Consider the following 24097-nt stretch of genomic DNA (forward strand, 5'->3'; position numbering starts at 1 on the left):
TTTCTAAGGTTGCATAAATAGGTTTATTTCCAAAATAAAAAATCAACTGCATCGAAGGCGGACTTGACCTTTTGATACAGTTGATCTTATATAGAACTGCCTTAAGGCCGCATATCCTTTTACTTGATTGAACTCACCTGATCATTTGCTTAATCAGTTCGCGATTGCGTGCCTTGAAAATTTCGTTGTGGGAAGAGACCATCCCGCTCTTGTGAGCGTCAGGCTGGATATACTGCTTCGCACGGTTGACCGCATTGGCGGCATCCTGGAAGGCTCCTGCAATAAGATGCAGCTTCCCGTCGTGCTTCAAAATATCGCCGGCGGCATACAATCCCTCGATGGAGGACTCGCTGCCGGAACTGCCGGCAATATAATAATTGTCCACCATGTCTATGTTCAGCTCGCTATTCTCCAGCAGGGCGGTATCGCGTTCATAGCCGTGATTAATAATGACTTCATCGACGCCAAGGAACATCACCTCGCCCGTCTCATGATTCGTCAGTTCTACACGTTCTATCGCTTCGTGGTTCTCACCAGCAATCAGCTTCGTAATCGACGTATTAAAATAACATTTAGCGGAGCTGTTCAGCAGTTGGGTCACTTGTGCCTCATGCCCGGACAACGACTCTTTGCGGTAGGTCAAATAGACCTGGCCGGCAATCGGCTCCAGTTCATTCGCCCAATCGATCGCAGAATTGCCGCCGCCGGATATAATGACAGTCTTCCCTTTGAAACGCTGGAGCGATTTTACCGTATAGTTCAGGTTAGACACCTCGAACCTCTCCGCGCCTTCAATCTCCAGCTTCTGCGGATTCAGGATGCCGCCGCCCACGGCGACGATAACCGTGCGGGAGTAGTGCTTCCGTCCTGAAGCTGCCTGTAAAACAAAGATTCCTGCCCCATCCCGAGAAATGGACTCCACCTTCTCATTCAATACAACCTCCGGATTAAAGGTCAGTCCCTGCTCAACGAGCTGCTCGATCAATTTCGCACCGGGAACTGGCGTCAATCCCCCAACGTCCCAAATCATTTTCTCGGGATAGACATGAACCTTGCCGCCCAGCCTTGGCTGATATTCTATCAGCTTGGTCTTCATTTCCCGAAGCCCGCTGTAAAAAGCGGAGTACAGCCCTGCAGGCCCCCCGCCAATGATCGTTACATCAAGTATGTCCTGCCCTTGCTCCTCCACATCGATTCACTCCTCAGCAATATTTGTTGACCTAAAAAATGATTGACAACAGTACATGGCAATTTTATAGTAATTATATTGAAATTGATAATCATTATCAAGTAGAAAAGGGGATTAACGAAGTGAAGAAGTTATGGATTCCAATCATGCTATTATTTGTACTCCTGGTTAGCGCATGCGGCAGCCAGGCGGCAGATCATAAAGGAAACAGCGGGGGAACCGGCCAAAACACGGACGCTGCTTCAGAGAACAAGGGAGCGCCGGACGGCAATAACAAAACTGGAACGATCACTTACCAGTCCGAGAACGGGCCTATCGAAGTGCCTGCAAATCCGCAGCGCGTTATCGTGCTGTCCTCTTATGCCGGTAATGTCATGGCTCTGAACGTAAATCTGGTTGGCGTCGATTCATGGTCGAAGATGAACCCGCGCTTTGCCGATCAACTTAAGGATGTAGAAGAAGTCTCCGACGAAAGTCTGGAGAAAATTATTGAGCTTGACCCCGACCTGATCATCGGTCTGTCCAATATTAACAATGTCAACAAGCTGCAAGAGATTGCCCCTACTGTAACGTTTACTTATGGGAAGGTTGATTATTTGACCCAGCACCTGGAGATCGGCAAACTGCTGAACAAGGAGAAAGAAGCGCAAGCGTGGATCGACGATTTCAAACAAAGAGCGCAGCAAGCCGGAGAAGACATTAAGGCGAAGATCGGGTCGGACGCCACCGTTTCGGTCATTGAGAACTTCGATAAGCAGATTTATGTATTTGGCGACAACTGGGGACGCGGCACGGAAATCCTGTACCAGGAGATGAAGCTGGCCATGCCGGAGAAGGTCAAGGAAATGGCGCTGAAAGACGGATACTACGCCTTATCTCTGGAGGTTCTTCCTGAATATGCCGGAGATTACCTGATTGTCAGCAAGAACCCGGATACGGACAACTCCTTCATGGAGACTGATACGTACAATAAAATGCCGGCCGTCAGAAATAAACATGTATTCGAAGCCAATGCGAAGGAATTCTATTTCAACGATCCGGTCACCTTGGACTACCAGCTGGAATTTTTTATCGATCACTTCTTAAACAAGTAGTTTTACAGATTGCCTTTATCGTTGAAACAAAGAGCAGGGATTCTTATGACGATGTAAGAATTCCTCTTCTTTATATTCTACTTTAAGAAAAGATGAGTGACTGATGACTATAAAAAAACGAAAAACCATCCCCTTTCCTTACAAACTCCTGGCCGGAATCATAGCATTTATCGGCATGTTTGCCATTTCCCTGGTTTTTGGAGCCGCAGACACGTCGATCCAAGATGTATGGCTGGCGCTAACTTCTAATACTGCAGGCGATAAAATTTCCATGATTCGCGAAATCCGCCTGCCTCGCGAAGTTGCAGCTATCTTCGTCGGAGCAGCCCTGGCTGTGGCTGGAGCGATCATGCAGGGCATGACGAAGAACCCGCTCGCCGACCCCGGCCTGCTTGGCCTGACAGCCGGGGCGAATGCGGCTCTGGCCGTAACGATCGCCTTCATTCCTGCGGCCAACTACTTCGGCATCATGATCGGCTGCTTTATTGGGGCGGCCGTCGGGGCCGCGCTGGTCTTCGGCATCGCCGCAGCTAGGAAGGGCGGCCTGTCTCATTTTCGAATCGTGCTGGCCGGGGCAGCCATCTCGGCATTCTTGTATGCGATCGCTGAGGGGATCGGGATTTATTTCAAAATATCCAAGGACGTATCCATGTGGACGGCAGGCGGCATGATCGGCACGACCTGGAAGCAGCTCCTGATCATCGTGCCCTTTATCGCGCTCGGCATTCTGGTATCGTTATTCCTCTCCCGCCAGCTAACCATCCTCAGCTTAAGCGAAGAGGTTGCCAAGGGACTAGGCCAGAATATCGCGGTCATCAAAACGGTTCTCTTCATCGTGATCATTCTGCTGGCCGGAGCTTCAGTGGCGCTTGTCGGGAATATGGTGTTCATCGGCCTCATGATTCCTCACGTCGTCCGGGCCATCGTAGGTACCGATTATAGGTACATTATCCCGATGTCGGCGATTTCGGGAGCCGCGTTCATGCTGTTTGCCGACACGCTGGGCCGAACTATCAACGCTCCTTACGAGACGCCCGTGGCCGCCATTGTGGCGATGATGGGTCTTCCTTTCTTCCTGTTCATCGTACATAAAGGAGGCAAAGCATTCTCATGATACAACGGGCTTTACTACGCAAACAGCGCCTTATTCTGCTGATTCTGCTGGCGCTGATCATCGCCACGGTCGTTATTGGCATGGGAATCGGCTACTCTTCTTTATCCTATGACCGGTTAATCCCTACCCTGCTTGGTCAGGGTACATTCAAAGAGGAGTTTGTATTGTTCTCCGTCAGGCTGCCGCGAATCGTCATTACGCTGCTGGCCGGCATGGCACTGGCCTTGTCGGGAGCCATCCTGCAAGGGATCACGCGCAACGACTTGGCTGACCCGGGGATTATAGGCATTAACTCTGGAGCTGGCGTGGCAATTGCAGTGTTCTTTTTATTTTTTCCGGTCAAGGCAGGACCGTTTGTGTACTTGCTTCCTTTGGTGGCCTTCATTGGGGCCTTTCTGACGGTGTGTGCCATCTATGTATTCTCATACAATCGGACGGCTGGCCTGCAGCCTGTGCGCCTGGTGCTTACCGGGATCGGCTTCTCCATGGCGCTGTCCGGGGTCATGATCGTCCTCATCTCCTCTGCGGAGCGGGCCAAGGTCGACTTCATCGCCAAGTGGATTGCCGGCAACATCTGGGGTTCCGATTGGCCTTTCATCTGGGCAATGCTGCCCTGGCTGATTGCGCTTATTCCCTTTACCTTGTACAAGGCCCATCGCCTGAATTTGATGGAGCTGAGCGAACCGGTCACGATCGGTGTAGGCGTGCCCGTTGAAAGAGAGCGAATCGTGCTGCTGCTTACTGCCGTTGCCCTCGCGGCGTCTGCCGTCTCCGTCACGGGCGGAATTTCATTCATCGGCCTGATGGCTCCGCACATAGCCAAGGCGCTTATCGGGCCACGCAACCAGCTGTTCATCCCTATTGCGGTACTCATTGGCGGATGGCTGCTGCTCGCAGCCGACACTATTGGCCGCAACATCGTTCAGCCAGACGGCATTCCGGCGGGGATCATGGTCGCCCTGATCGGCGCCCCCTACTTTGTCTATTTGCTGCTCAGAAAATAACCTGAACCTCAGAAAGCCCCTAAAGCGCATGGCTACCGCCTGCTGCCTTAGGGGCTTGAACATTTCAGAATTGCTTAAGTTTCTTATTCAGTTACAGCCTTTACAGCACGGTCCATGGCATCGATCACCTTGTCACACCACGCATCGAATTCCGGATCCTCCAGCTGAAGTTCCGGATGGGCCAGTATGTACTGCACAGTCTGCTTGATGCCTTGATCAAGCCTAGTCGTTGCCACGAATTCCGGAACAAGGCGTTTCAGTTTAGAATTATCGAACACGACTGAATTGGCTTTATCCCCCAGCAGACTGCCCCGTAAATCATCCGAGCTGCACGCCGCCAGAAATTCGGAGGACACGTGAACTGCATTCAGCTTCACGCCCAAAGCATCGGCAATCATCTCATAGATTTGGTTCCAGGTTACCGTCTCATCGGACGTAATATGAACGGACTCGCCGATCGCATGGATGTTGCCCATCAAGCCGATGAAGCCTTTGGCAAAATCGCTGTTATGTGTCATTGTCCAAAGTGAGGTTCCATCCCCATGAATAATGACCGGCTTGTTCTCAAGCATCCGCTTAGCAACCTGCCAGCTTCCCTTGCTGCCATGCACACCTAACGGGATCGAGCGCTCGCAATACGTATGGCTTGGCCTTACAATCGTTATCGGGAAGCCATTCTCCCGGTACTGCTTCACCAGATACTCTTCGCAGGCGATTTTATTTCTGGAATACTCCCAATAAGGGTTCGATAATGGCGTTCCTTCAGTAACTCTATAATCCGACAATGGGGTCTGATAGGCTGACGCCGAGCTGATGAAAATAAATTGCTTCGTTCTCCCGTTGAACAGGCGATAATCCCTCTCCAGCTGCTCGGGGTGGAAGGCGATAAAATCGGCCACGACATCAAAGTTCATATTCTCGATAAGCCGAGCGACGGCGGCTTCATCATTGATGTCGGCTTGCAGGATATTGACTCCGGCCGGCAGCCCGCTATTTCTTGTTCCCCGGTTCAACAAATACAGCTCGCAATTCTCCTTCTCGGCCAGCTGCTGCGTGATCGCAGAGCTGATCGTTCCCGTTCCGCCGATAAATAATACTTTCATTCGGACACCTCCATCCATGGTTGATTCCACTTTCAAGATATCATGCATGGTCCAACAAGACAATGACTTGATCATTCCAAGTGTCCATTTAAAACATTCTCCTCCAATACGGCAAATTTATTGCCGTACACCTTGGTGATATGCTTATCCCCCCATGCGCATAAGGCATCCAAGATCCCTCGCAGGCTTTGTCCGTATTCGCTTAGTTCATACTCCACCTTAGGTGGCACTTGATTATATATAATTCTATTAATTACGCCGTCTGCCTCCAGTTCGCGCAATTGCTGCGTCAGCATCTTTTGGGTAATTTCCGGCATGAGCCGCTTCAATTCGCTCGTCCGCTTCTTGCCATGCGTCAGATGGCACAGAATCACGCATTTCCACTTGCCCCCAATGACCTCCAGCGTGGCTTCTACGGAAATATTATATTTCTTCTTTTTCAAAATGCACTTCCTCCTTACATTTAAGCCTTCCCACAGGTTCAAAAAAGCATCTACATAAAAATATATATCTATAGCACTTTATCGTGCGTACATATCCAAACCGCATGCATATTTCATAATAGCACTTGTCGATGAGTTATCAAAATCATCATCCCAAGCTGATAGAAAGAATGATCGAGTGATAGGATATCCCTTCATAAAGTAATATAATTAGAACTGCAGAGTTACAGGAATTTCCGTCTGAATAATCATGGGTCTAAAGGAGACGATACGATGGTAAACGTCAGAGGAAAATGGGCGCTGATTACGGGCGCAAGCCGGGGCGTCGGTTATCAAATTGCTATTTTTATGGCCAAGCAGGGCTGCAACCTGATTTTGCACAGCAGAAGTCTGGAGCATACCCGGAAAGTCGAAGAAGAGGTTAAGGCATTGGGCGTAGAAGCCTATGGTGTGCAAGCCGAGCTGGCTAACCATGAGGAAGTCGTGGCCATGCTGGATGAGATTGAAGCAAACGGAACCGAGGTCGATATCGTCTTCAACAACGCGGCGGTGCAAATTGCGTATAGAACCGATTATTGGAGCACGCCCGTCGAGGACTTCGAAATGAGCTTCCGCATTAATTTCATTTCGATAGCCACCATCTGCAACAGACTGATTCCAAAAATGATTGAACGCGGCTTCGGACGGGTCATCAACACGACAAGCGGCATTCGTAACGAGCCCGAGCAAGCCGGTTATGCGGCAAGCAAAGCGGCCCTGGACAAATTCACGAAAGATCTTGTTTCCCGTTTAGAGGGAACCAATGTGATGATCAACATTACCGATCCAGGCTGGTGCCGAACTGATCTAGGCGGGCCGCAGGCTCCATGCGCTGTCGAGAGCGTTGTTCCCGGCATCGCGGTAGGCGCATTTGTAGACGATAAGAAAAGCGCGCGGTTCTTCCCTGCGCAGGACTTCGTCGGCATGACGCTTGAAGACGCGGTATCCAAAGCCGAGAAAATCGAAGCGAATCCATATACCATTTAGCCGTAACGCGCAAAAAAGGGAGTCCGGAGGACTCCCTTTTTTATAGAAAATAGATATCGACTTCCCCGTATACTCTGCCCTGGCACTATGCTTCACTCCATAGGACCCCAATATCCTAAAGCGAAGTAGATTAGCCTTTAAGCGCAGCGATCCGATGAAAAGCCGGTTTTGGATCATGCTGTTCATCAAACAGGAATGGCCAATTTTTTCGCCCGCGCACGGGAAAATCATTCAGCCAGGTGTAGTCGTCCGCCGCTCCCCAAAAGGTCACGGAAGTAATCGCATCCCTGTATTCCTTCAACAATCTGAAGACAGCTTCGTATCGCTCGGCCTGGAGCTCGAGCATTTCCGCCGTAGGCTCCGCCACATCCGTACGCTTGTCATCAAACCGGAACATCGACATATCCAGTTCAGTCAGCTGCAGCTGCAAACCGAGGCTGGCATATTTGTCCAATGCCGCGCGAATATTATCCAAGGAAGGATCGTAGAGATTCCAGTGTGCCTGAAGGCCGATGCCGTGAATAGGCACACCTTGATCCAGCAGCGATTTCACCAAAGTATAGATCTTATCGCGCTTCCCTGGATGAGATTCGTTGTAGTCGTTATAGAAGAGGGCTGCGCCTGGGTCGGCTTCATGCGCATATTCAAACGCCCGTGCAATGAATTCCGGTCCGGCAATATCCAGCCATTTCGATCGGCGCAGCAGGTCATCCCCTTCGTCTGCTATAACCTCGTTCACCACATCCCAAGCGTAAATCTGGCCCTTATAGCGGTCTACCACCGTGTGGATATGAGTTTTCATCCTCTCGAGCAAAGTTGCCCGATCTACGGGGTTTCCCTGCTTATCTTCAAACAGCCAGCCAGTGGACTGGTTATGCCACACCAAGGTGTGTCCCCGCATAGCCATGCCGTGCTTCCGGGCAAACGCCGCTATTCGATCGGCCTCATCGAATGTATAGGCCCCCTCTTCCGGCTGCACGCTGGCGAATTTCATTTCATTCTCCGCCGTAATGCTATTGAAATGATAAGCGAGCAGTTCCTCCTGCGTCCGTATAGTCAGCGGGTTGACGGCAGCACCGATTCGAAAATCGTCTGCAAAAATATCCTTCAAAGCCGCTTCCGCACGTGTTCTATTCGTCAAAATAGCTTCCTCCTGACTGATGATTAGTCCAGGCACTGCATGCCCCAGTTCCGTTACTCCTTCACACTTCCTACGTTCAAACCGACGACGAAGTATTTCTGCATGAATGGATACACCAGCAGAATAGGCACGGAAGCCACAACCGTCACCGAAGCCCGTATCGATAAAGGCGTCACCATTTGCGCGGCCGCCCCCTGAGTCATACCTGCCCCTGCAGCTACTGAAGGATTGTTATTAGCATTCATACTCGAGGATAGCAGCTTCATCAGTTCGTATTGCAAGGTACTCAGTTCCTGTCTAGAAGAGGTGTAGATGAAGGCGTCAAACCAGGAGTTCCACGCCCCGACTGCAACAAACAATGCAATAGTGGCCAACACCGGCTTGCAGAGCGGGAAGATGATCTGCCAGAAAATTTTGAAATCACCGGCTCCATCGATTCTCGCCGACTCGACCAGGCTTTCGGAAATAGATCCAATATAGGTACGGATCACGATCATGTTAAACGCGCTGATCATTGAAGGGATCACGTACACCCAGAACGTATTGATTAAGTGCAGGTCCTTCATCAGGAAGTAGCCTGGAATCAGACCGGCATTAAAGTACATCGTCAGGATGAAAATGAAGGTAATCGGCTTGCGGAACACATATTCCCGCCGGCTCAGCGTGTAAGCCAGCATCGTGGTCAGGAACAAATTCAGCAAGGTCGAAAGCACCGTTCTGGCTACCGAAATCACAAATGCGTTATAAATCGTTCCCGAAACGAAAACCGCCTTGTAGTTCTGCAAGGTGAATTCCCTTGGCCAAAGATATAATCCGCCACGGATCGTATCGCTCCCAGCATTAAAGGATACGACGATCGTGTTCAGAAATGGATACAAGGTGACGATGACCAAGATGATCATGAATATCGTGTTAAGTGTATGGAAGATGATCGGCTCTATCCGTCCTCTTCTTATACGTTTATTGACTGCCGCAGCAGTTGCTGGTCCTGGGGTGGTTGAATAATTTGCCATAACTATAACAGCCTCTCTTCCCCTAGTCGTTTAGCCATCCAGTTTGCAAAGAGCAGCATGGTCACGCTAACAACCGTTTTAAATATACCAGCAGCAGTAGCTAGTGAGTAATTGCCTTGAGCAAGCCCGTATTTCAACACGAAAATATCTATGGTCTGCGACCAGTCGAGCACAAGGCCGTTGCCCAGCAGATATTGAACTTCAAAGCCTGCTTCGAGAATATGACCGATCGACATGATCAACAGAATAATAATCGTTGGTTTTATGCCCGGCAGCGTAATATGGAGCATTTTCTTATAACGGCTTGCTCCATCAATATCTGCGGCTTCGTATAGTGCGGGATCGATCGCGGACATGGCGGCCAAATAGATGATCGTATTCCAGCCGACTTCTTTCCACACATGCGATGCACCGACAATACCCCAGAAATACTTGCCTTCGCTGAGCCATTGAATGGGCTCTTTAATCAGATTCAGCTTAAGCAGGACGTCGTTGACAATTCCGTCTGAAGCTAACGAAGTCGCTACAATTCCAGTTACGATAATCCAAGATAAAAAGTGCGGCAGATAGGATATCGTCTGCACGGTTCTTTTCCAAAATATTTTCTTAATTTCATTCAGCAATAAAGCCAATATAATTGCGGTTGTAAAGCCGAGAATTAGATTAATAATACTCATCGCAAGCGTATTTCGTAGCACCTGCAAAAAACTGTCGTCTTTAAACAAAAATTCGAAGTGTTTAAAACCTACCCATTTCTGATCACTGAAGCTGCGCGCCGGCTTGTAGTCCTGGAAGGCCATGGTCCAACCCCATATTGGAACATAGGCAAATAAAATAATGTAAGCCAGAAGTGGCACTGACATGTAGATCAGCTGACTCTGGCTTTTAATAAGGGACCAGGTCATTTTCTTTTCTTTTTTGGACTTCCGGACGGTACGGTTTTTCGTTAATGTCTCATCCATAAGCGTTTTCTCCCCAAAACCTGTAATTGCGGAAGGCGGGAGACAAAAGCAAGCCGTCCTCCACCTTCCGATTCAACCCCAATGCCTTATTTCACTGACCAGGTTTCCGTTCTCCACTGCAATACTTCATTGATGCGGTCTTCATACGCCTTGATGTTCAGCTTGCCGATTTCAGCCACATACTCGTTCCATACGTTATCGAACTCGCTTGGTTTGGCAAGAATGGCTTTCGGCAAATACTTCGTCGACAATTCATTTTGCTTCGTATTTACAATTTTCGCTTCGGATCCATCCACCAAGTCTATGGACCAAGCCGGATAAGCAATGTCATTTTCCGGTGCCTCACTAAAGAAATCAACGGGGCTGTCAAAGCCGTATGCTTCAAGGAACTGCCTATCATACGGTTTCAACCCAGCCTTGAATTCTTCAGGTTGAGCGGCTGCATCCGTGGAGTTCCCATCGGAGAAGAAACCTTCCATTTTCGGTGCAAATTTAACCCATGCATCCGCTTTGTTGCCCAATTTCCAGGTGCCGTCATTAAAATTATCGCGCTGCTCTTGCGTTTTCATGAAGCGGCCTTCCTCATTGACATAGTAGTCCTCGTCTGGAATTCCCCAAAGGAGAATTTTCTGCCAATCCTCTTCTATCAGGCGATCCATTAACTTAATAATCCTGACAGGATCCTTCGCGTTGACACTGATACCAAAACCGTTATTGAGGTTCAGTGCCGGACGATCCTTATAGTGATCCCTGATGCTTGCATCGTATACAAGAGGAAGACCGATATAAGTTCTTTCGAGCTTCTCCTGTGTAATCAAAGATTCCTCAGCCGTTTGGAAATTCCAGTGCTGGTCAAACATGCCGAGAACCGCGCCGCTTGAAATTTTGGCCATATACTGGTCGTAGTTTTGCGTAAATGCCTCTTTATCGACCAATCCGGCCGCATTCATTTCATTCAGCTTCTGATAGTACCGCTTCGCGTAATCCTTATCGGCAAAAATCTCCGCTTTGCCGTCTTCTACAACGACGCCGCCGTTATTCGGATGACCGATCAAATGCTGCGGAGCGTTGAATAATCCCCAGTTTCTCCAGTCATAGTTCAGGATCTCGAAACCAATGGTCGGGGTTCCGTCGATCGTTGGGTATTTCTCCTTGTACTTGGCGATCAAATCAAAGTATTCATCCAGCGTTTTGACTTGAGGATAACCTGCATCCTCCAATACCGCCTTTTGGATCCAGAAGGCCGGTCCTGCATACCAGTTGCTGGCAGGGTCACCGTTCAAAACGCCATAGTTCGGAAGAATATAAATATGACCGTCATTTGGATCCTTCATCATATTCCAGTATCTTTCATAATGCTTTTTCAAGTTTGGAGCGTGTTCCTCAATCAAATCCTCTAGAGGGATATAAGCCCCTGCTGTAGTCAGCTTTGTATTCCCCGTCATTAGATCAGGATAGTCCGAGCCTGCAATCATAACGCCCAGCTTCTGATCAATGTCACCCGCCAAAAATTCAAATTTAAAGGACGCACCGGTCTCTTCTTTAATCATCTTGTATATCTTGTTGTCTGGTGTTGGCTGTTGACCGGCCTCTCCAATAAAGACGCTGATTTCAAATGGCTCTACCTTACCGCCATTGTTCTCGCCCGCTGACTGCTCCGGAGCATTTTTGCCTCCACCCGATTTCGTGCCGCCGCTGCATCCTGACAGAATGACGCTGAGCGACAACAGCAGGATTGTGCCAAGCCGAAACAATGTTTTAGACGTACCCCCCATGTAAAAAAGCACCTCCGCAAATTTTTTAGCTACACAAGCCACTTTTTGTAAGCCCTTTCATGTAACCTATCTTTATTTTAGAAGCGCTGTCAGAGCCGAACTATAGCACAATTAAAGGATTAACCCTAAAAATATTAGAACCTGCTGCTTTTATATTCGCTCGGCGACATCCGCATCCGGATTTCGAATTGCTTGAAAAACTGGCCATAATGGCTGTATCCCACTTGTTCGGCAATTTCACTGTTCTTCAGCTCGCTCTGCTCGAGCAAGCGCACCGCCTCCTCGATCCGCAGATTATGCACAAGCTCATTAAAGCTGATTCCGTTCCTCTTCAGCAGCAGCTGACCCAGATATGCTGGATGCATGTAGAAAATTTCGCCTAATTTCTTCACCGTAAGGCGCTCGCGATAATGCTCGCGAATGTAATCGTTGATTTCCTGTACGATTCCCTGCGATTGCTTGGATTGCTCGCGCAGGAGCAGCTCGATGCTATCCATTCCGAAGGCTTGCAGCAGCTTGAGCAAATCGTCCATAATAAGCACCGAATCCGATAGACCGGGAAGCCCGTATTTCTCGAGCAGCAGCTCTGTCTCCGGATCGCTCGTCTCTTTCAAGTACTCCATAATTCTCCACATGATGTGGATTACGATCTTCCTGACAATTTCCGGAGCCACGAAGATTTCCCGGAAGGTACGGGCTGCCGAATCTACCGCTTCCCTAAAGGCATCCTGATCCAGAAGCGAAACCGCGCCGATGATCCCTTCTGCCAGCTGCAGCTGGTCATAGTGGTAATTCAAAGGACGCTTGGCAATCTGCTCATACCTCAGAACGCGGTCATACCCTGTGTCATAAAATTTATACATCATCGCTTCCTTTGCGGTACGGTAGCTATGGCCGATCTGCAGCAAGGTATTCCCGCCCTCGCCCGCGGCCATAAAGACGCGCTGACCGGCATAAAGCTGCACCAGCTCCTGAAACAGCCGGTCTGCAGCACGCGCCTCTGCGTGACAACGTTCGCCGTATACGATGCCGAAGCGGTTCATGTCCAAATCGATCAAATACATCGCTTCTTCCTGATACAACAGGGCAGCCGCCCTGCTCCGCAGCTCGGCAAACGCGGCTCCTTCTGTCTGCACGAGGCAGAAATTCCACGTCTCCCGTGCTTGCGATACGTGGTTTAGTACCGAGCATGCCGCCTGGTCCTGCGCCTGGCCCTGCAGCACATCCTTGATGCAGGATACAATCTGCTCATAAGACGCGATTTGGCTCAAACTCTGCCTTTCCTTCTCCTGTGCCAGCTCTTCATGGATTTCCGCCAATTCATCCAAAGCCTCTTCAGGAATGATCGGCTTCAGCAAGTAGCGATTGACACCATAACGGAGCGCCTTCTGAGCATATTCGAAATCACTGTATCCACTGAGAATGACGAAGCGTACATTGTGCGAACCCTCCGCTTGCCAGGCCGCAATCATTTCCAGTCCGTCCATAAGAGGCATATTGACGTCCGTTACGACCAAATCCGGCTGCAGCTCCTTGATCAGCTGCAGGCCTTCAATTCCGTTGCTCCCGGTTCCGCACACCTCAAACCCGATGCCTGGCCAGTCGATCCATAGCTGCATCCCTTCCAGCGCACCGGGCTCATCGTCGATCAAGAGCACCTTGAAAGTCATATCGTTCCCTTCCCCCTTGGTTATGTATGATCTAGAAGCTTGAGCGGAATTTCATAACTTACCTCAGTTCCTTCATCAGGCCGGCTGACGATGTCGAAGCGAACCTGATCGTCGTAATACAGCTCCAGCCTGCGATACACGTTGCGAATGCCGATGCTCGTTCCCGAGGAGTTCTCGTTGCGCACGGCAAGAATGACCTCCCGCAGCTTGGCGGCCTCCATTCCCTTTCCGTTATCCGCGATGACAACCCGCAGGCAGGCATCCTTCACCGTGGCGCTAATTCGTACTGTGCCCAACCCATCGATTGTCTGGATACCATGCTTGCAGGCGTTTTCAACGAGCGGCTGTATGCTCATTTTCGGAATTTTATAGCTCAGCGCTTCCTCGTCGATCTCGAACTGGTAATCAAACTTCTCTCTGAAGCGGAACTTCTCTATTTTCAAATACATTTCAATGAACACCAGCTCTTCCTCCAGGGATACGAGATCCTCCTTCCAGCTAAGCAGGCGCCGCAGCAGCTTAGACAGACTCTTAATAATATCCGTCACGTCTGAGTAGTTGTTCTTCGTGCAGACGACCAAAATCGCGTTAAGCGTATTAAACAAGAAATGAGGATTCATCTGGCTCTGCATAAAGTTAAGCTCCGCGCGAACACGCTCCATCTCCAGATTCTTCTTCTGAATCTCCAGCTTGTATACGTTGTTGATCAGAGCGTTGATCTTGGCGGTCATCCCGTTAAAATTGCGGATCAACCCGCCGATTTCATCGCGCCCCTCGTCAATCTGGATCAGATCGAATTTCTCATTGGATACCTTCTGCATATGCCGGGACAGCCGCTTAACCCGATAGTTGTAAGACCGCAGCATGACATAGATAAACATGGTGGCCATCAAGGTGACAGCAGCAGCTATCGCGCCGATGAATAATCGCATATCGATCATCGCCTTCGTAATCCGCGTGCCTTCCGCCATCCCGATCAGCCGCCAGCCCTTTACATATTTGGCCGTACCGATCGAAACCATATGCACATCCTCGTTGCTGTACTGCTCTGGAAGCTTGAAGACGGTGTAGGGATCGGCGCTGTTTCGCTGGTAGCCGCTTTGAGCTGACATAATGATCTGATTATGCTCATTGACCAGGTACAGGTTCAGATAGTCCCTTTCCCGCACGATCACATCGTAAATTTTGCTTAAATCGATATCGATGCGAAGCAGCTTGTCGTACGTATCGAAATGATCGATGTAATCCATTCTCTCAATGACGCTTAAATAGGGAGCCGTTAACGCCTTATCACTGCTGTCCGTCGCCTGATACGCCGTAACCAGCACGCGCTCGTTCGACTTCTTCCACAGCTTATACCAGTCGCTGTTCTTCACTTCCTCGTTGATGACCTGGTAATTCCCTCCGCTTACGATGGACTTATTATCCGTAAAAATCGTAATGCGCTGAATCTGGTTATTTACAGGCATATAGCTCGTTACCCGATGTCGAAGCTGTTCGTCAAACGCCGTATAGAAATCCAGCGGATCCTCGTATGTCTGATCCAGCATCTCGTACAGCGTCTTATCCCTGCTCAAAGCATGACTGACAGCTACGCCGCCATCAAGATAATCATGAATATCCTTTCGGGCCCGCTCTAGCGAAATCTCCAGGTTCTGCTCCTCCCTTGACTTAATCAGATCAGACATGCGATCCATGAATAAAAGATTCAAGAGGATAATCGGCAGAAGCACGCCAATAAAAAAAATGAGCAAAAACTTAAAGTTCAACGGGATATCGTTTACGATTTTTCTAAGCTTCCACTTTCTCTCAAGCATCTGCGGCTCCTCCTTGTTCCGGAACAGCCTTTGTCCCGGCATCCTGCTTGTAGGCTGAGGGCAGCATCCCTGTACTTTGCTTGAATTTATTAATAAAATAGTCCGTGTTGGGGTAACCGACCTGCAGCGCAACATCGGAAATTTTCATCTGTGTTCGCTTTAGCAGGCGCTTGGCTTCCTCAATCCGCTTCTCGTTCAAATAGGCATTAAACGATTGCCCTGTGTTCTTCTTGAACAATTGCCCCAAATAAGTCGCATTCATATGAAACTGCCGAGCCAGCTCCTGAAGCTGCAGCTTGCTGCGGAACTCCTGGTCCACGTACTGAATGACATGGAATATCGTGTTGGATTCGTTCTCCCGTTTAAGCTCGTTTAACCGGGAGGCCCCGCGGACACATAACTGCAGCACATATCGCTCAATCATGCTATAATCCGCTAGTTCTCCCAAGAAGCCATACCCGTTCTGCAGCTCTTCCATCAGCTTATCCGGGTCTCCGCCCAGTTCAGCGATCCGCTCGAAAATGATCCATTCCAAATTCACGACGTAGGCCTTAGTCAGCTCAATATCTGGCACACGGCAGGCAAAAGAAGCGATGAATTCCCTGGCACAGCTGTCGATGTTCTCCACATGCCCAGCCATGACAGCATCTAACAGCTGATCGAGCTTCTCTTTATGGGCCTCAAATTTCGTTGCTCCCTGATAATCGCCGCAAAAATAAAACAGGCCGTCTCTGCCCTGGCCGCGCTTCACCTGCACCACTTGAGCCGCCTGCCTGTACAGTTCCCTGATCGAGCCGATGCCGCAGCCTTTGCCGCTGATCGCTACCAGGACGGGTTCCCCGGCGCTGGCGGATACGTGCTTATGCAGCTCCATAGCAGCTTCCTCCACTCGGCCTGGGAGGCATTCCGATGGAACGAGCAGACCTGCTCTGCCCGAGGAATCCTGGAAAGCATGAACCCTATCGTCAGGGAACGACGAGGCGACCCAGGCGTTCAAATCCACAGCCATCGGGGCGGCATCAACCAGAAGACACTGCAATTCCGAATCCTCCCGGATTTTCATTGCACTGGCCGCCTGCTGCCATAGGCGTTCGCCGGACTCGCCCTGGATCAAACGGTTAATGATATTGTTTACGATGAAGGCCTGCTGCTTCCTCTGACTTTGCTCCGCGGCCCGTTCCTCCTGAAGACTCGCATTCAGCTTGACCAGCAGACTATATATATCTTCATCATCGATCGGCTTGAGCAAATATTCCGCGACCTTCTGCCTCATGGCGATGCGCGCATAGTCAAAATCATCGTAACCGCTCAGCACGACGAATTTCGGGGGCTTCGGCAGCAGCCGGTTACACTGCTCAATCAGCTCAAGGCCGCTCAGGTTCGGCATATTGATGTCTGTGATCACCAGCTCAGGGCGATGATCCTGTATCATTCGGAGCGCCTCGCTGCCGCTTAGCGCTTCTCCGCAAATGTGAAAGCCATATCGTTCCCAGGCAATCATCGTTTTTAGCCCTTCCAAAACCAAGGGCTCATCGTCTACCAGCAATACGTTCAGCATATAAATCCGCCTCCTCAGTTAATTCCCATGCCAATTGAAAGCGCATTCATGAATAGTAGTGTCTTGGCTGCGTTCTAAGATACTTAAGTAAGGCTGATTCTATCAAAGGAGGAATAAAAAAGAAACATCCAGAATTGATTACCGGTATACTATTATCATCAATCAAAGGATAGGCCAATTTAAAAGAGAGGGGCTGCTAAGATGTTCAGCACTGCATTGATTCATAAATTCGATACCGAGGAAAAGGTCGTAGCGTTTACTTTTGACGACGGTCCGAATCCTGTGTACACTCCGCAAATTCTGGATATTTTTCGGGAAGCAGGCGCCGAGGCCAAGGCGACCTTCTTCATGATCGGCCGCCAGATTGAACAGTATCCTGACCTTGCGCGCACCGTGCACAACCAAGGCCATGAGATCGGCAATCATACTTACACGCATCCTTATTTATCAAAGCTGAGCGCAGAGGAATGTGCCGAAGAAATTATCCGGACAGAGCGATTGATCCAGGAGACAATCGGCATCAAGCCGCTGGCCTTCCGGCCTCCTTACTTTGATTACAACGAACAAGCTGCGGGGGTGCTTGGAAGCCGGGGGTATACGCTGGCTGGCGCGGTAAACGGGGAAGCCATGGATTGGGAGCAGCCGGGAGTAGACCATATCGTCGAGAAGACGAGGGAAAGTCTGTCTCCGGGCAGCGTGCTGCTCTTTCACGATGGCTTCGGAGACCGCTCGCAAACCGTAGAAGCCGTGCGGATTCTCGTGGCAGAACTGGTTGCGGAGGGTTACCGATTGGTCACATTCAGTGAATTAATCAAGCTATCCTCCCCGGCCAAGGAAGTGTAACCTGTACAAGGGAGCCGCATCTCTTGCAGCATGCAGCTCCCTTCCTTCTTCAACTTATTCAGCCGAATCTGGTTTGCCATTATTTTTGAACCGGTAAATTAAAAATTTCTCCTTCTTATGGGCCGCACCAGGCACGTTTACTTTAGTGATCAATTGAAAAGGGGTGTGCATCTGAAGGAACTGTTTGTATTCCGCCATGGGGTAGTAAAGGATAATGTCGACCATCCGCGGATCCTCTTGAATCGATTGTAAAATATTGTAAACTACTTGTTTGAAGATCTCAATGGAAAAAGGGTTGAAAAAGTAAAAGATAAGTAAAAGATATTGTCCGTCCCTTTCACTTCATATTGCTCGGCGAGCCCATATTTCAAGCGGATTGGAGCGCTGATATGCCTGGCCTGCAACCTGTAGCCCACATTGTTATGAAGGGCCTCCTCATAGTCTTCTGATGTACTTCGATGCCCGTGACGGGAATATGGAACTTATTGTGAATGTAAGCCACTTGCAACGATTCCTCATTAACTTTCAAAAAGTTGTTGAATACGCAAAAAAAAGGAGAGGCGAGCCCCTCCTTACTTCAAAAGAATTTGTTTATACTTCTCGTACCATGTCTTCCACTCTTCATGGCGTCCTTCTACAGCCTGTCCATCCATCAATTTCTGGATGACGTTCAGGCATACATGCCATCCGGCCAGATCCTTCGGAGTATGGTCCGTAATTTGGGTTAACTTCTCAATAAGAACGAGGCGGCACCCGCCCGCTTCCGGATATAGCTCGAAACGCACCTGATCCTCGCCGCCCCATGCATATTCCAGTACAGAATCTGGTTCGAACTCGGTAATCTTGAGCTCCTCGAACGTTCCGTCCTGCATATCGAACTTGACTGCTCCTCCTTCACGGAGATCGTCGATCTTCAGCTCCGGGAACCACCGGCCCAGCTTGTCGTTCTCCGTCAACCAGGACCAGACCTCCTGAACGGAATGCGCAAGCCGACGTTCGAAACACGCGGTATATCCCAGCGGGGCTTGCCGGATGTCTGCTAACAATGATATTCCTCCTCATTAAGCGGCGCTGCGTGCCGCATTGGCATATCTCATATTATACAACGCAGCGCCCCGGTTATGCCCCGATTCTATTTACGATCCAGAAGCCGCAGTATAACTGTTACCGCTTCAGCACGGGTCGCCGTCTCCAGCGGCGCAAAGCGATTGCCGTCGCGGCCGGAGATGAGCCCCTGCTCCTGCATTGCAGCTACAGCCCCTTTCGCCCATGTCGGAATTTCCTTATCGTCAGCAAAGCCGGTTACAGCCTCCACAGCCGGCTTCAGTCCAGCCGCTCTGGCGAGCATTGACATCATCTCGGCGCGGGTGACCTCCCTGCTTGGCCGGAAGCTGCCGTCCTCGTAACCGCTGATGATGCCTGCCTGCAGGGCTTGAACGATAGCATTCTGTGCCCATGGACGGATGCTGTCGCGATCGGTGAAATTAAGCCCCGAAGCCGCCGCCTCACTCCCGCTTAGTTTCAGTCCCTTGGTGAGCATAACCGCGAATTCAGCACGAGTAACCGCTCCATTCGGCCTGAACGATCCATCAGGGTAACCGCTCACAATTCCTCTGGCGACGGCTTCCTGAATGCGGGATTCCGCCCAGTGTCCCGCCGTATCAGCGAAGATGTTGGTGGCTGGCTTGGATGGATCGCTGGTTGGATCCCCGTTTCCGCCATTTTGCTCTGGCGAGGGATTGCTAGAGCCTTCCTCCGGCTGCGTGCTTCCAGGATCCCCTGTGCTGCCGGTTCCTGTGCTGCTGCCGGAACTGCCTCCTGGAGTACCACCTGAATTGCCTCCACCTGGAGTACCACCGCCAGAGTCTCCGCCTCCGGTGTCTCCGCCGCCAGGGCCGCCTTCTCCAGGATTGCCCGGCTCCTGAAAGCCGATGAATTTCAGGAAGTCGCCCCAGATGACATTGCCTTCAGCATCCCGCTCATAGTTAACGACCGGTTCAAGGCTGGCAAAGTTAGCATCGGTCAACTCCTGGCCCGACTTGTTCTTGGAGACCTTGCCATCAAACATATAGTTGTTATCCGCAGCAAGCGCTGCCGGATAGCTATCCTTCGCGATATCGACCGTCCGGTAGGACAGGAAGCCGTCGATCGTGAAGTCCGGCGTAATATGCGAATACGTCGTAAAGCTTAAGTTCCCTCCGTCATTGTTAAAGCCGATGTTGTTGATCGCAATGACACCAGGATTGCTGTTGCTGGTGAAACCATAGGCCCCGTTGCCGAAGGCGATGGAATTGCGGATCACATGCGGTACATGAATGCCTTCCCCTCCCAGCTTGAAGCCGTTCTTATCGCCTGCGCCTACCGTGCCATCGGTCAAAAATCCGTTGTTAAACGCAGCGCTGTTCTCAATCACCACTGCCCCGATCGCGCCTGTTCCCGCCTTGGCATACAAATCCCAGCCATCGTCAATATTGTTATGGGACAAGCAGCCCCTAAACACGTTTCCGACACCTGCTGTCAGCTTGGCGGCAAAGCCGTCGGCATTGTTGTCGGACGGATCGCGGTTATCAAACGCCGTGCTGTTGAGAATCAGGTTGTAGGACGGCCAGTCCGCCAGCTCCTGAGCGCTCGCATCCGTGCGGCTGATTTGCAGCCCCGTGTCTCCGTTGGCGTAGAACCTGCTATTCTCCACGATATTGTGGCTGCCCCCCACGGTGAAGCCCTTGGTGTTGCCTGCGGAACGGGTGAAGTCCAGCCCTTTGACATGCCAGTAGTCCCCGCTCAGTACAACACCCTCTGTTTTTTTGTCGAAATCGATGACAGGTCTCGCCCCATCCGCTGCCACCAAATACTTCATCGCGCCGGGTACCCCGTTGTTGTACTTCTTGATTTCGATTTTGGAGCTGCGCACATATCGGCCATCCTGCAGCACGATGCGCTGGCCCGCCTTCACGAAGTCGATCGCCGTATCGATATCCAGCGGACGCTCAGCTGTGCCGTCGCCGCTGTTCTTGCCGGCCGGGGAGACGATAATGTCTTTGCCGGCCGCATACTCCCTCACCACGACCGTGAAATTCCGGACTATTTTGTCATAAGAGGTCAATTTCTGCGTATCATCCGGGACAAACACGATGCTGAAATTCGTATCGCTTTGCGCCGCCAGTGTGGCAGAAGCCGTCAAGCGCTGATGCGCGTTTGCAGCAGCATCCTGCAGAATGACCGTCTGTCCTTGCTTAACCGTAACCGTCCCATCTACATTTGGCCGCAGCACCAACTCATAATCGGTGTCCGGCGTTTTCTCTAGAGACAGCACCTCAAGCCGAGGCTCCACTGGTTCTGCGGGCGGCACCACTCTTGGCGCATCCGTATCCGCAGCGGTAACAGAGAGATCCACATTGCTGACGACGATCGTCGCAACCCGTGCCACATAGAAGCCCACATACATTTTGGAATCCTGTACATTTAGAATATCCGGCGTGAAAATAATCTCCTCTTGCCCATTGTTCAGCTTGCCCGTAAAACCGCTATTCGTCTTGGCCAGCGTCAGGCGGTACGGCGCTGCCGGATGGGTATTGGCCGCCGCCGGGCGCTCATTTTTCAGCATAATCTTCTGAATTCCCTGACTGCCTGCGCCGTCAGGCGTCTCAACACCTGTGCGCACGAACAGCTGCGTGCCGTTATCATCCCGCGTACCGCCGCTATAGCCACCAATGGCTGCAATATTAGAGGCGAATACGCTGGTGTTGCCTTGCACCCCAATAGCGTCCCTTGCCATCAGTCCAAACGACTCCTGGCCGTCGTGCGGATTTTTGGCATAGGATACAACCTGAATGTCCGCTGACAATACGAAGTTGTCCTGAGCGGCATCCAGCTCGGTGTAGTAATACGTAATTCCATCATGGTCTCCGGTCACTTTACCGCCGTCCGAAGCCACAAGTTCAATCGAACCGTCGTCATGGATCGTAACATAGTTGTTCTTAGCCGAAGTGGATTGGCCAAAGTGAGTGAACTTCCACTCAGGCGCCAGCTTCTCCCGCACCGTCACCTGATATGTGATCGGACTGATCGACGTGTCAGCAGGAATCACGCCAATCTCATAGATCCCCGCCGTCTGTCCGTCAAACCGAGAGGTATCGAGTGTAAAATCCGTCAGCTCCTCCCTGTCGCCATTGTCAAACACCTTCGAAACCTGTAAGCCCGCATGTTCGAAAGCATCGCCACGATCAAAAGTGGTCTTCGGATAATTCGTCACTTCGATCCCGACCAGCTCTTTCACCTTCACCGTCACCGGAAAAGAAGCGGTTAACCCCTTGTGGTGCAAAGTAACGCGCTTCTGACCTGGGGCAGCGGTATCCAGGGAGGATGCCGTATATTCGCCCCTCATCAGTCGTATTTCCGAACCGTCGCTATACTTGGCGTACAGCAGAAGTCCATCCAAATCCAAGGCATCGCCGATAAAATAAACCGTTTGCTCCGGCTGCTGCCTGACCTCCAGCTCCATCAGCGCCGCTGCCTTCACCGTCACATCAAAAGACGTCTTCACTCCCGGTGTCTCTTCGGACATGATCGCCACCTCCACGCTTCCTGGCTGAATGAACGTATACGGAGACTGCTTTGTAACCTGCTGCCCCCCAATGGACAGCGAGTACTGGTCGTTCTTCAGTTCCGCCGTCTTGAAGCCGTTATTATATTCCGCCCGAACCACAAGGCCTTCCGGGTCAAAATCATCACCCAAGTAGTAAACCGTTTTAGCCGGGTAGTATTTCACCGCCAGTGAAGTGACCGTTAGCGGGACGATTTGCAGCGGAACCGTCGTCGATGCGCCGTTATAATGGATCGTAATCACATTTGTCCCCGCCTGGCCGCTGTCAAAGCCCGTAACAATATAATCGCTTTGCAGCAGCATCTCCTCGCTGCCGTCAGAATATTGCGCGGTTACCGCAAGCCCCGTCAAATCGAGGCTCTCGCCCACCAAATATGATGTTTTCATTGCCCCCGCATCGGCGAGCAATGCACTCACCGTTCTGTTCTCCACCCGAAAATGGATGTCGCTGAAGGCGACCGTCGCATCCCGGGCCGCATATGCCCCCGCAAAAAGCGTATCCATGAACATGTCCGGCAGCATCAACGTTTCGGTCTCTTGATTAACGCTTAGCAAGTAGGTCGCTCCCGATTTTTTGATGCGTAGATCATATACTTCTCCCGCGGCAGGCGCAGGAACACCAGACAGCGGGGACAGCTTCGTTTGCGACCCCTGGCTCTTGTAGAAGCCTTTCATTACCGTATCCAATGAACCGATGGCGACATAATTGGAAGTCATCGTGCCGGTATCCCCATGGGCTCCCACGCTGTCTCGAAGCATCAGGCCAAACGACTTCTGGTTCGGCGTACTAATGCCGCTGTCGCTGTTGAACGATACTACCCTGGCCTTCGCGCTAAGCTCGAAATTCGCCGCAGCCGGCAGCTCCTTAAAGTAAAAGGACATGCCCTCATCGCCGCTCGCTATTTTCCCGCCATACGTCGCTAGCGTTACCGACGTTTCGCTCTGCTCCAGGGGAGGGGGATTCTTGGCATCGCTCGTATTGCCGCCGAAGGCGCTGAACTGCCAATCACCGAGCTCTACAGATCCTTCCACGCTTAGCTTGACGTCCTTGAAGGTCACCGCCACATTCCGGGCGGTATATAATCCGGCATAGCGGATATCCCCGGTGAAATCCGTGATGGCTGCCGTTTCATCGCCAATTTTTACGACGTACAGGCTGCCTGATTTCTTAATGCTCAGCCGGTATTCCTCGCCAGGCGCAGGTGAAGCGGCTGAGGCAAAGGCCTCTATCTTCTGCAGACCGCCCGTCTGTGATTTGTGAAGCGCTTTCATTTTCTGGTCCAAAGCACCCGCGGCGACGTAATCCCCGGTAAACGCTCCATCATTCTCGTTGTCCAGCACATTGCTGCGAAGCATCAAGCCAAACGACACCTGGTTATGGGCCGTCCAGGCGTCCACCTGTGCCGTAGCTGTCAGCTCAAAGTCGGCATCCGGCGCCACTTCCTTGAAGTAATAAGCAATCCCTTCCGTGCTGCTCGAAATTTTGCCTCTGTCATTCGAGCTGCGAAGCGTTACCGTGCCTCCGGCATTTTCAGCAATTTCGAAATTAGCGAGCGTAATCTTATCTGCTCCGCCTACATCCCCAAAAATGCTGCCCCGCCAATCACTCGTAATTTGAATCAAACCGGCAGACGGATCGCTGCCCTGTGCCGCACCAACCGTCAAAGGAAAAGAAGAAAAAATCAGCAAACATGATACAATTACAGCCACATACCGTTGTAGTTTTCTCAAATCGCCATACT

General features: G+C 50.9%; 18 protein-coding genes. 5 read left to right on the forward strand and 13 right to left on the reverse strand.

The window, feature by feature from the left end; all coding sequences use genetic code 11:
* Positions 1-133: 133 nt before the first annotated feature.
* The gene (locus tag MKX50_RS23995; RefSeq protein ID WP_339157957.1) at positions 134-1189 is read right to left on the reverse strand and encodes an NAD(P)/FAD-dependent oxidoreductase; all 1056 of its coding nucleotides are present in this window, start codon (positions 1187-1189) and stop codon (positions 134-136) included.
* A 122-nt stretch (positions 1190-1311) separates the two neighbouring features.
* Between MKX50_RS23995 and MKX50_RS24000 the strand changes: the two genes are divergently transcribed.
* The 3 genes from MKX50_RS24000 (at position 1312) to MKX50_RS24010 (ending at position 4401) form a co-directional block, all read left to right on the forward strand.
* Positions 1312-2283 carry an iron-hydroxamate ABC transporter substrate-binding protein gene (locus tag MKX50_RS24000; RefSeq protein WP_339157958.1) on the forward strand — a complete coding sequence of 324 codons (972 nt, stop codon included), beginning with the start codon at positions 1312-1314 and terminating at the stop codon, positions 2281-2283.
* 103 nt (positions 2284-2386) lie between these two features.
* The gene (locus tag MKX50_RS24005; protein ID WP_339157959.1) at positions 2387-3397 is read left to right on the forward strand and encodes an iron ABC transporter permease; all 1011 of its coding nucleotides are present in this window, start codon (positions 2387-2389) and stop codon (positions 3395-3397) included.
* Positions 3394-4401 (forward strand): iron ABC transporter permease, encoded by a 1008-nt coding sequence (locus MKX50_RS24010; protein WP_213591385.1) that lies wholly within the window; start codon positions 3394-3396, stop codon positions 4399-4401. Before MKX50_RS24005 ends, MKX50_RS24010 begins: the two co-directional genes overlap by 4 nt.
* A gap of 83 nt (positions 4402-4484) precedes the next feature.
* Here the strand turns inward: MKX50_RS24010 and MKX50_RS24015 are convergent, their stop codons facing one another.
* Complete coding sequence (locus MKX50_RS24015; protein ID WP_213591387.1) at positions 4485-5504, reverse strand: SDR family oxidoreductase; 1020 nt, start codon at positions 5502-5504, stop codon at positions 4485-4487.
* A gap of 71 nt (positions 5505-5575) precedes the next feature.
* A complete protein-coding gene (locus tag MKX50_RS24020) occupies positions 5576-5947 on the reverse strand; it encodes a helix-turn-helix domain-containing protein (RefSeq protein ID WP_155612325.1) in 372 nt (123 codons plus the stop codon).
* A gap of 273 nt (positions 5948-6220) precedes the next feature.
* On the opposite strand from MKX50_RS24020, the gene MKX50_RS24025 reads away from it, so the two are divergent.
* On the forward strand, positions 6221-6973 hold the full coding sequence (locus tag MKX50_RS24025; RefSeq protein ID WP_339157960.1) for an SDR family oxidoreductase: 753 nt from the start codon (positions 6221-6223) through the stop codon (positions 6971-6973).
* Positions 6974-7103: 130 nt separating this feature from the next.
* On the opposite strand, the gene MKX50_RS24030 is transcribed toward MKX50_RS24025, so the two are convergent.
* The 7 genes from MKX50_RS24030 to MKX50_RS24060 form a co-directional block, all read right to left on the reverse strand.
* Complete coding sequence (locus tag MKX50_RS24030; protein ID WP_213591391.1) at positions 7104-8114, reverse strand: endo-1,4-beta-xylanase; 1011 nt, start codon at positions 8112-8114, stop codon at positions 7104-7106.
* Between the two features lie 53 nt (positions 8115-8167).
* Positions 8168-9127, reverse strand: coding sequence for a carbohydrate ABC transporter permease (locus MKX50_RS24035; protein WP_213591393.1), 960 nt, complete (start codon positions 9125-9127; stop codon positions 8168-8170).
* Positions 9128-9129: 2 nt separating this feature from the next.
* Positions 9130-10089 carry an ABC transporter permease subunit gene (locus tag MKX50_RS24040; RefSeq protein ID WP_213591395.1) on the reverse strand — a complete coding sequence of 320 codons (960 nt, stop codon included), beginning with the start codon at positions 10087-10089 and terminating at the stop codon, positions 9130-9132.
* A gap of 86 nt (positions 10090-10175) precedes the next feature.
* The gene (locus tag MKX50_RS24045) at positions 10176-11864 is read right to left on the reverse strand and encodes an extracellular solute-binding protein (RefSeq protein WP_213591397.1); all 1689 of its coding nucleotides are present in this window, start codon (positions 11862-11864) and stop codon (positions 10176-10178) included.
* Positions 11865-11998: 134 nt separating this feature from the next.
* Positions 11999-13534, reverse strand: coding sequence for a response regulator (locus MKX50_RS24050; protein WP_339157961.1), 1536 nt, complete (start codon positions 13532-13534; stop codon positions 11999-12001).
* Positions 13535-13554: 20 nt separating this feature from the next.
* Positions 13555-15351, reverse strand: a complete 1797-nt coding sequence (locus tag MKX50_RS24055) for a sensor histidine kinase (protein WP_213591401.1) — start codon at positions 15349-15351, stop codon at positions 13555-13557.
* Positions 15344-16909 carry a helix-turn-helix domain-containing protein gene (locus tag MKX50_RS24060; protein ID WP_339157962.1) on the reverse strand — a complete coding sequence of 522 codons (1566 nt, stop codon included), beginning with the start codon at positions 16907-16909 and terminating at the stop codon, positions 15344-15346. Before MKX50_RS24060 ends, MKX50_RS24055 begins: the two co-directional genes overlap by 8 nt.
* Positions 16910-17110: 201 nt before the next feature.
* On the opposite strand from MKX50_RS24060, the gene MKX50_RS24065 reads away from it, so the two are divergent.
* Positions 17111-17752 carry a polysaccharide deacetylase family protein gene (locus tag MKX50_RS24065; protein ID WP_339157963.1) on the forward strand — a complete coding sequence of 214 codons (642 nt, stop codon included), beginning with the start codon at positions 17111-17113 and terminating at the stop codon, positions 17750-17752.
* Between the two features lie 54 nt (positions 17753-17806).
* Here MKX50_RS24065 and MKX50_RS24070 read toward each other — a convergent pair whose 3' ends face one another.
* The 3 genes from MKX50_RS24070 to MKX50_RS24080 all read right to left on the reverse strand — a co-directional run bounded on the left by MKX50_RS24070 (position 17807) and on the right by MKX50_RS24080 (position 24086).
* Positions 17807-17977 carry a hypothetical protein gene (locus MKX50_RS24070; protein WP_213591407.1) on the reverse strand — a complete coding sequence of 57 codons (171 nt, stop codon included), beginning with the start codon at positions 17975-17977 and terminating at the stop codon, positions 17807-17809.
* 347 nt (positions 17978-18324) lie between these two features.
* A complete protein-coding gene (locus MKX50_RS24075; RefSeq protein ID WP_213591409.1) occupies positions 18325-18798 on the reverse strand; it encodes an SRPBCC family protein in 474 nt (157 codons plus the stop codon).
* 86 nt (positions 18799-18884) lie between these two features.
* Positions 18885-24086: a bacterial Ig-like domain-containing protein gene (locus MKX50_RS24080; RefSeq protein WP_339157964.1), complete on the reverse strand. Its 5202-nt coding sequence runs from the start codon at positions 24084-24086 to the stop codon at positions 18885-18887.
* Between the last annotated feature and the right edge of the window lie 11 nt (positions 24087-24097).

The sequence above is a fragment of the Paenibacillus sp. FSL W8-0186 genome, assembly GCF_037969765.1.
Classification (GTDB): Bacteria; Bacillota; Bacilli; order Paenibacillales; family Paenibacillaceae; genus Fontibacillus; species Fontibacillus woosongensis.

Bases quoted from the DNA above. Each gene is read 5' to 3' on its own strand.
- MKX50_RS24040 (WP_213591395.1), bottom strand. From the start codon at position 10,089: ATGGATGAGACATTAACGAAAAACCGTACCGTCCGGAAGTCCAAAAAA.
- MKX50_RS24025 (WP_339157960.1), top strand. From the start codon at position 6,221: ATGGTAAACGTCAGAGGAAAATGGGCGCTGATTACGGGCGCAAGCCGG.
- MKX50_RS24010 (WP_213591385.1), top strand. From the start codon at position 3,394: ATGATACAACGGGCTTTACTACGCAAACAGCGCCTTATTCTGCTGATT.
- MKX50_RS24065 (WP_339157963.1), top strand. From the start codon at position 17,111: ATGTTCAGCACTGCATTGATTCATAAATTCGATACCGAGGAAAAGGTC.
- MKX50_RS24055 (WP_213591401.1), bottom strand. From the start codon at position 15,351: ATGCTTGAGAGAAAGTGGAAGCTTAGAAAAATCGTAAACGATATCCCG.
- MKX50_RS24005 (WP_339157959.1), top strand. From the start codon at position 2,387: ATGACTATAAAAAAACGAAAAACCATCCCCTTTCCTTACAAACTCCTG.
- MKX50_RS24050 (WP_339157961.1), bottom strand. From the start codon at position 13,534: ATGACTTTCAAGGTGCTCTTGATCGACGATGAGCCCGGTGCGCTGGAA.
- MKX50_RS24060 (WP_339157962.1), bottom strand. From the start codon at position 16,909: ATGCTGAACGTATTGCTGGTAGACGATGAGCCCTTGGTTTTGGAAGGG.
- MKX50_RS24070 (WP_213591407.1), bottom strand. From the start codon at position 17,977: ATGGTCGACATTATCCTTTACTACCCCATGGCGGAATACAAACAGTTC.
- MKX50_RS24045 (WP_213591397.1), bottom strand. From the start codon at position 11,864: ATGGGGGGTACGTCTAAAACATTGTTTCGGCTTGGCACAATCCTGCTG.
- MKX50_RS24015 (WP_213591387.1), bottom strand. From the start codon at position 5,504: ATGAAAGTATTATTTATCGGCGGAACGGGAACGATCAGCTCTGCGATC.
- MKX50_RS24035 (WP_213591393.1), bottom strand. From the start codon at position 9,127: ATGGCAAATTATTCAACCACCCCAGGACCAGCAACTGCTGCGGCAGTC.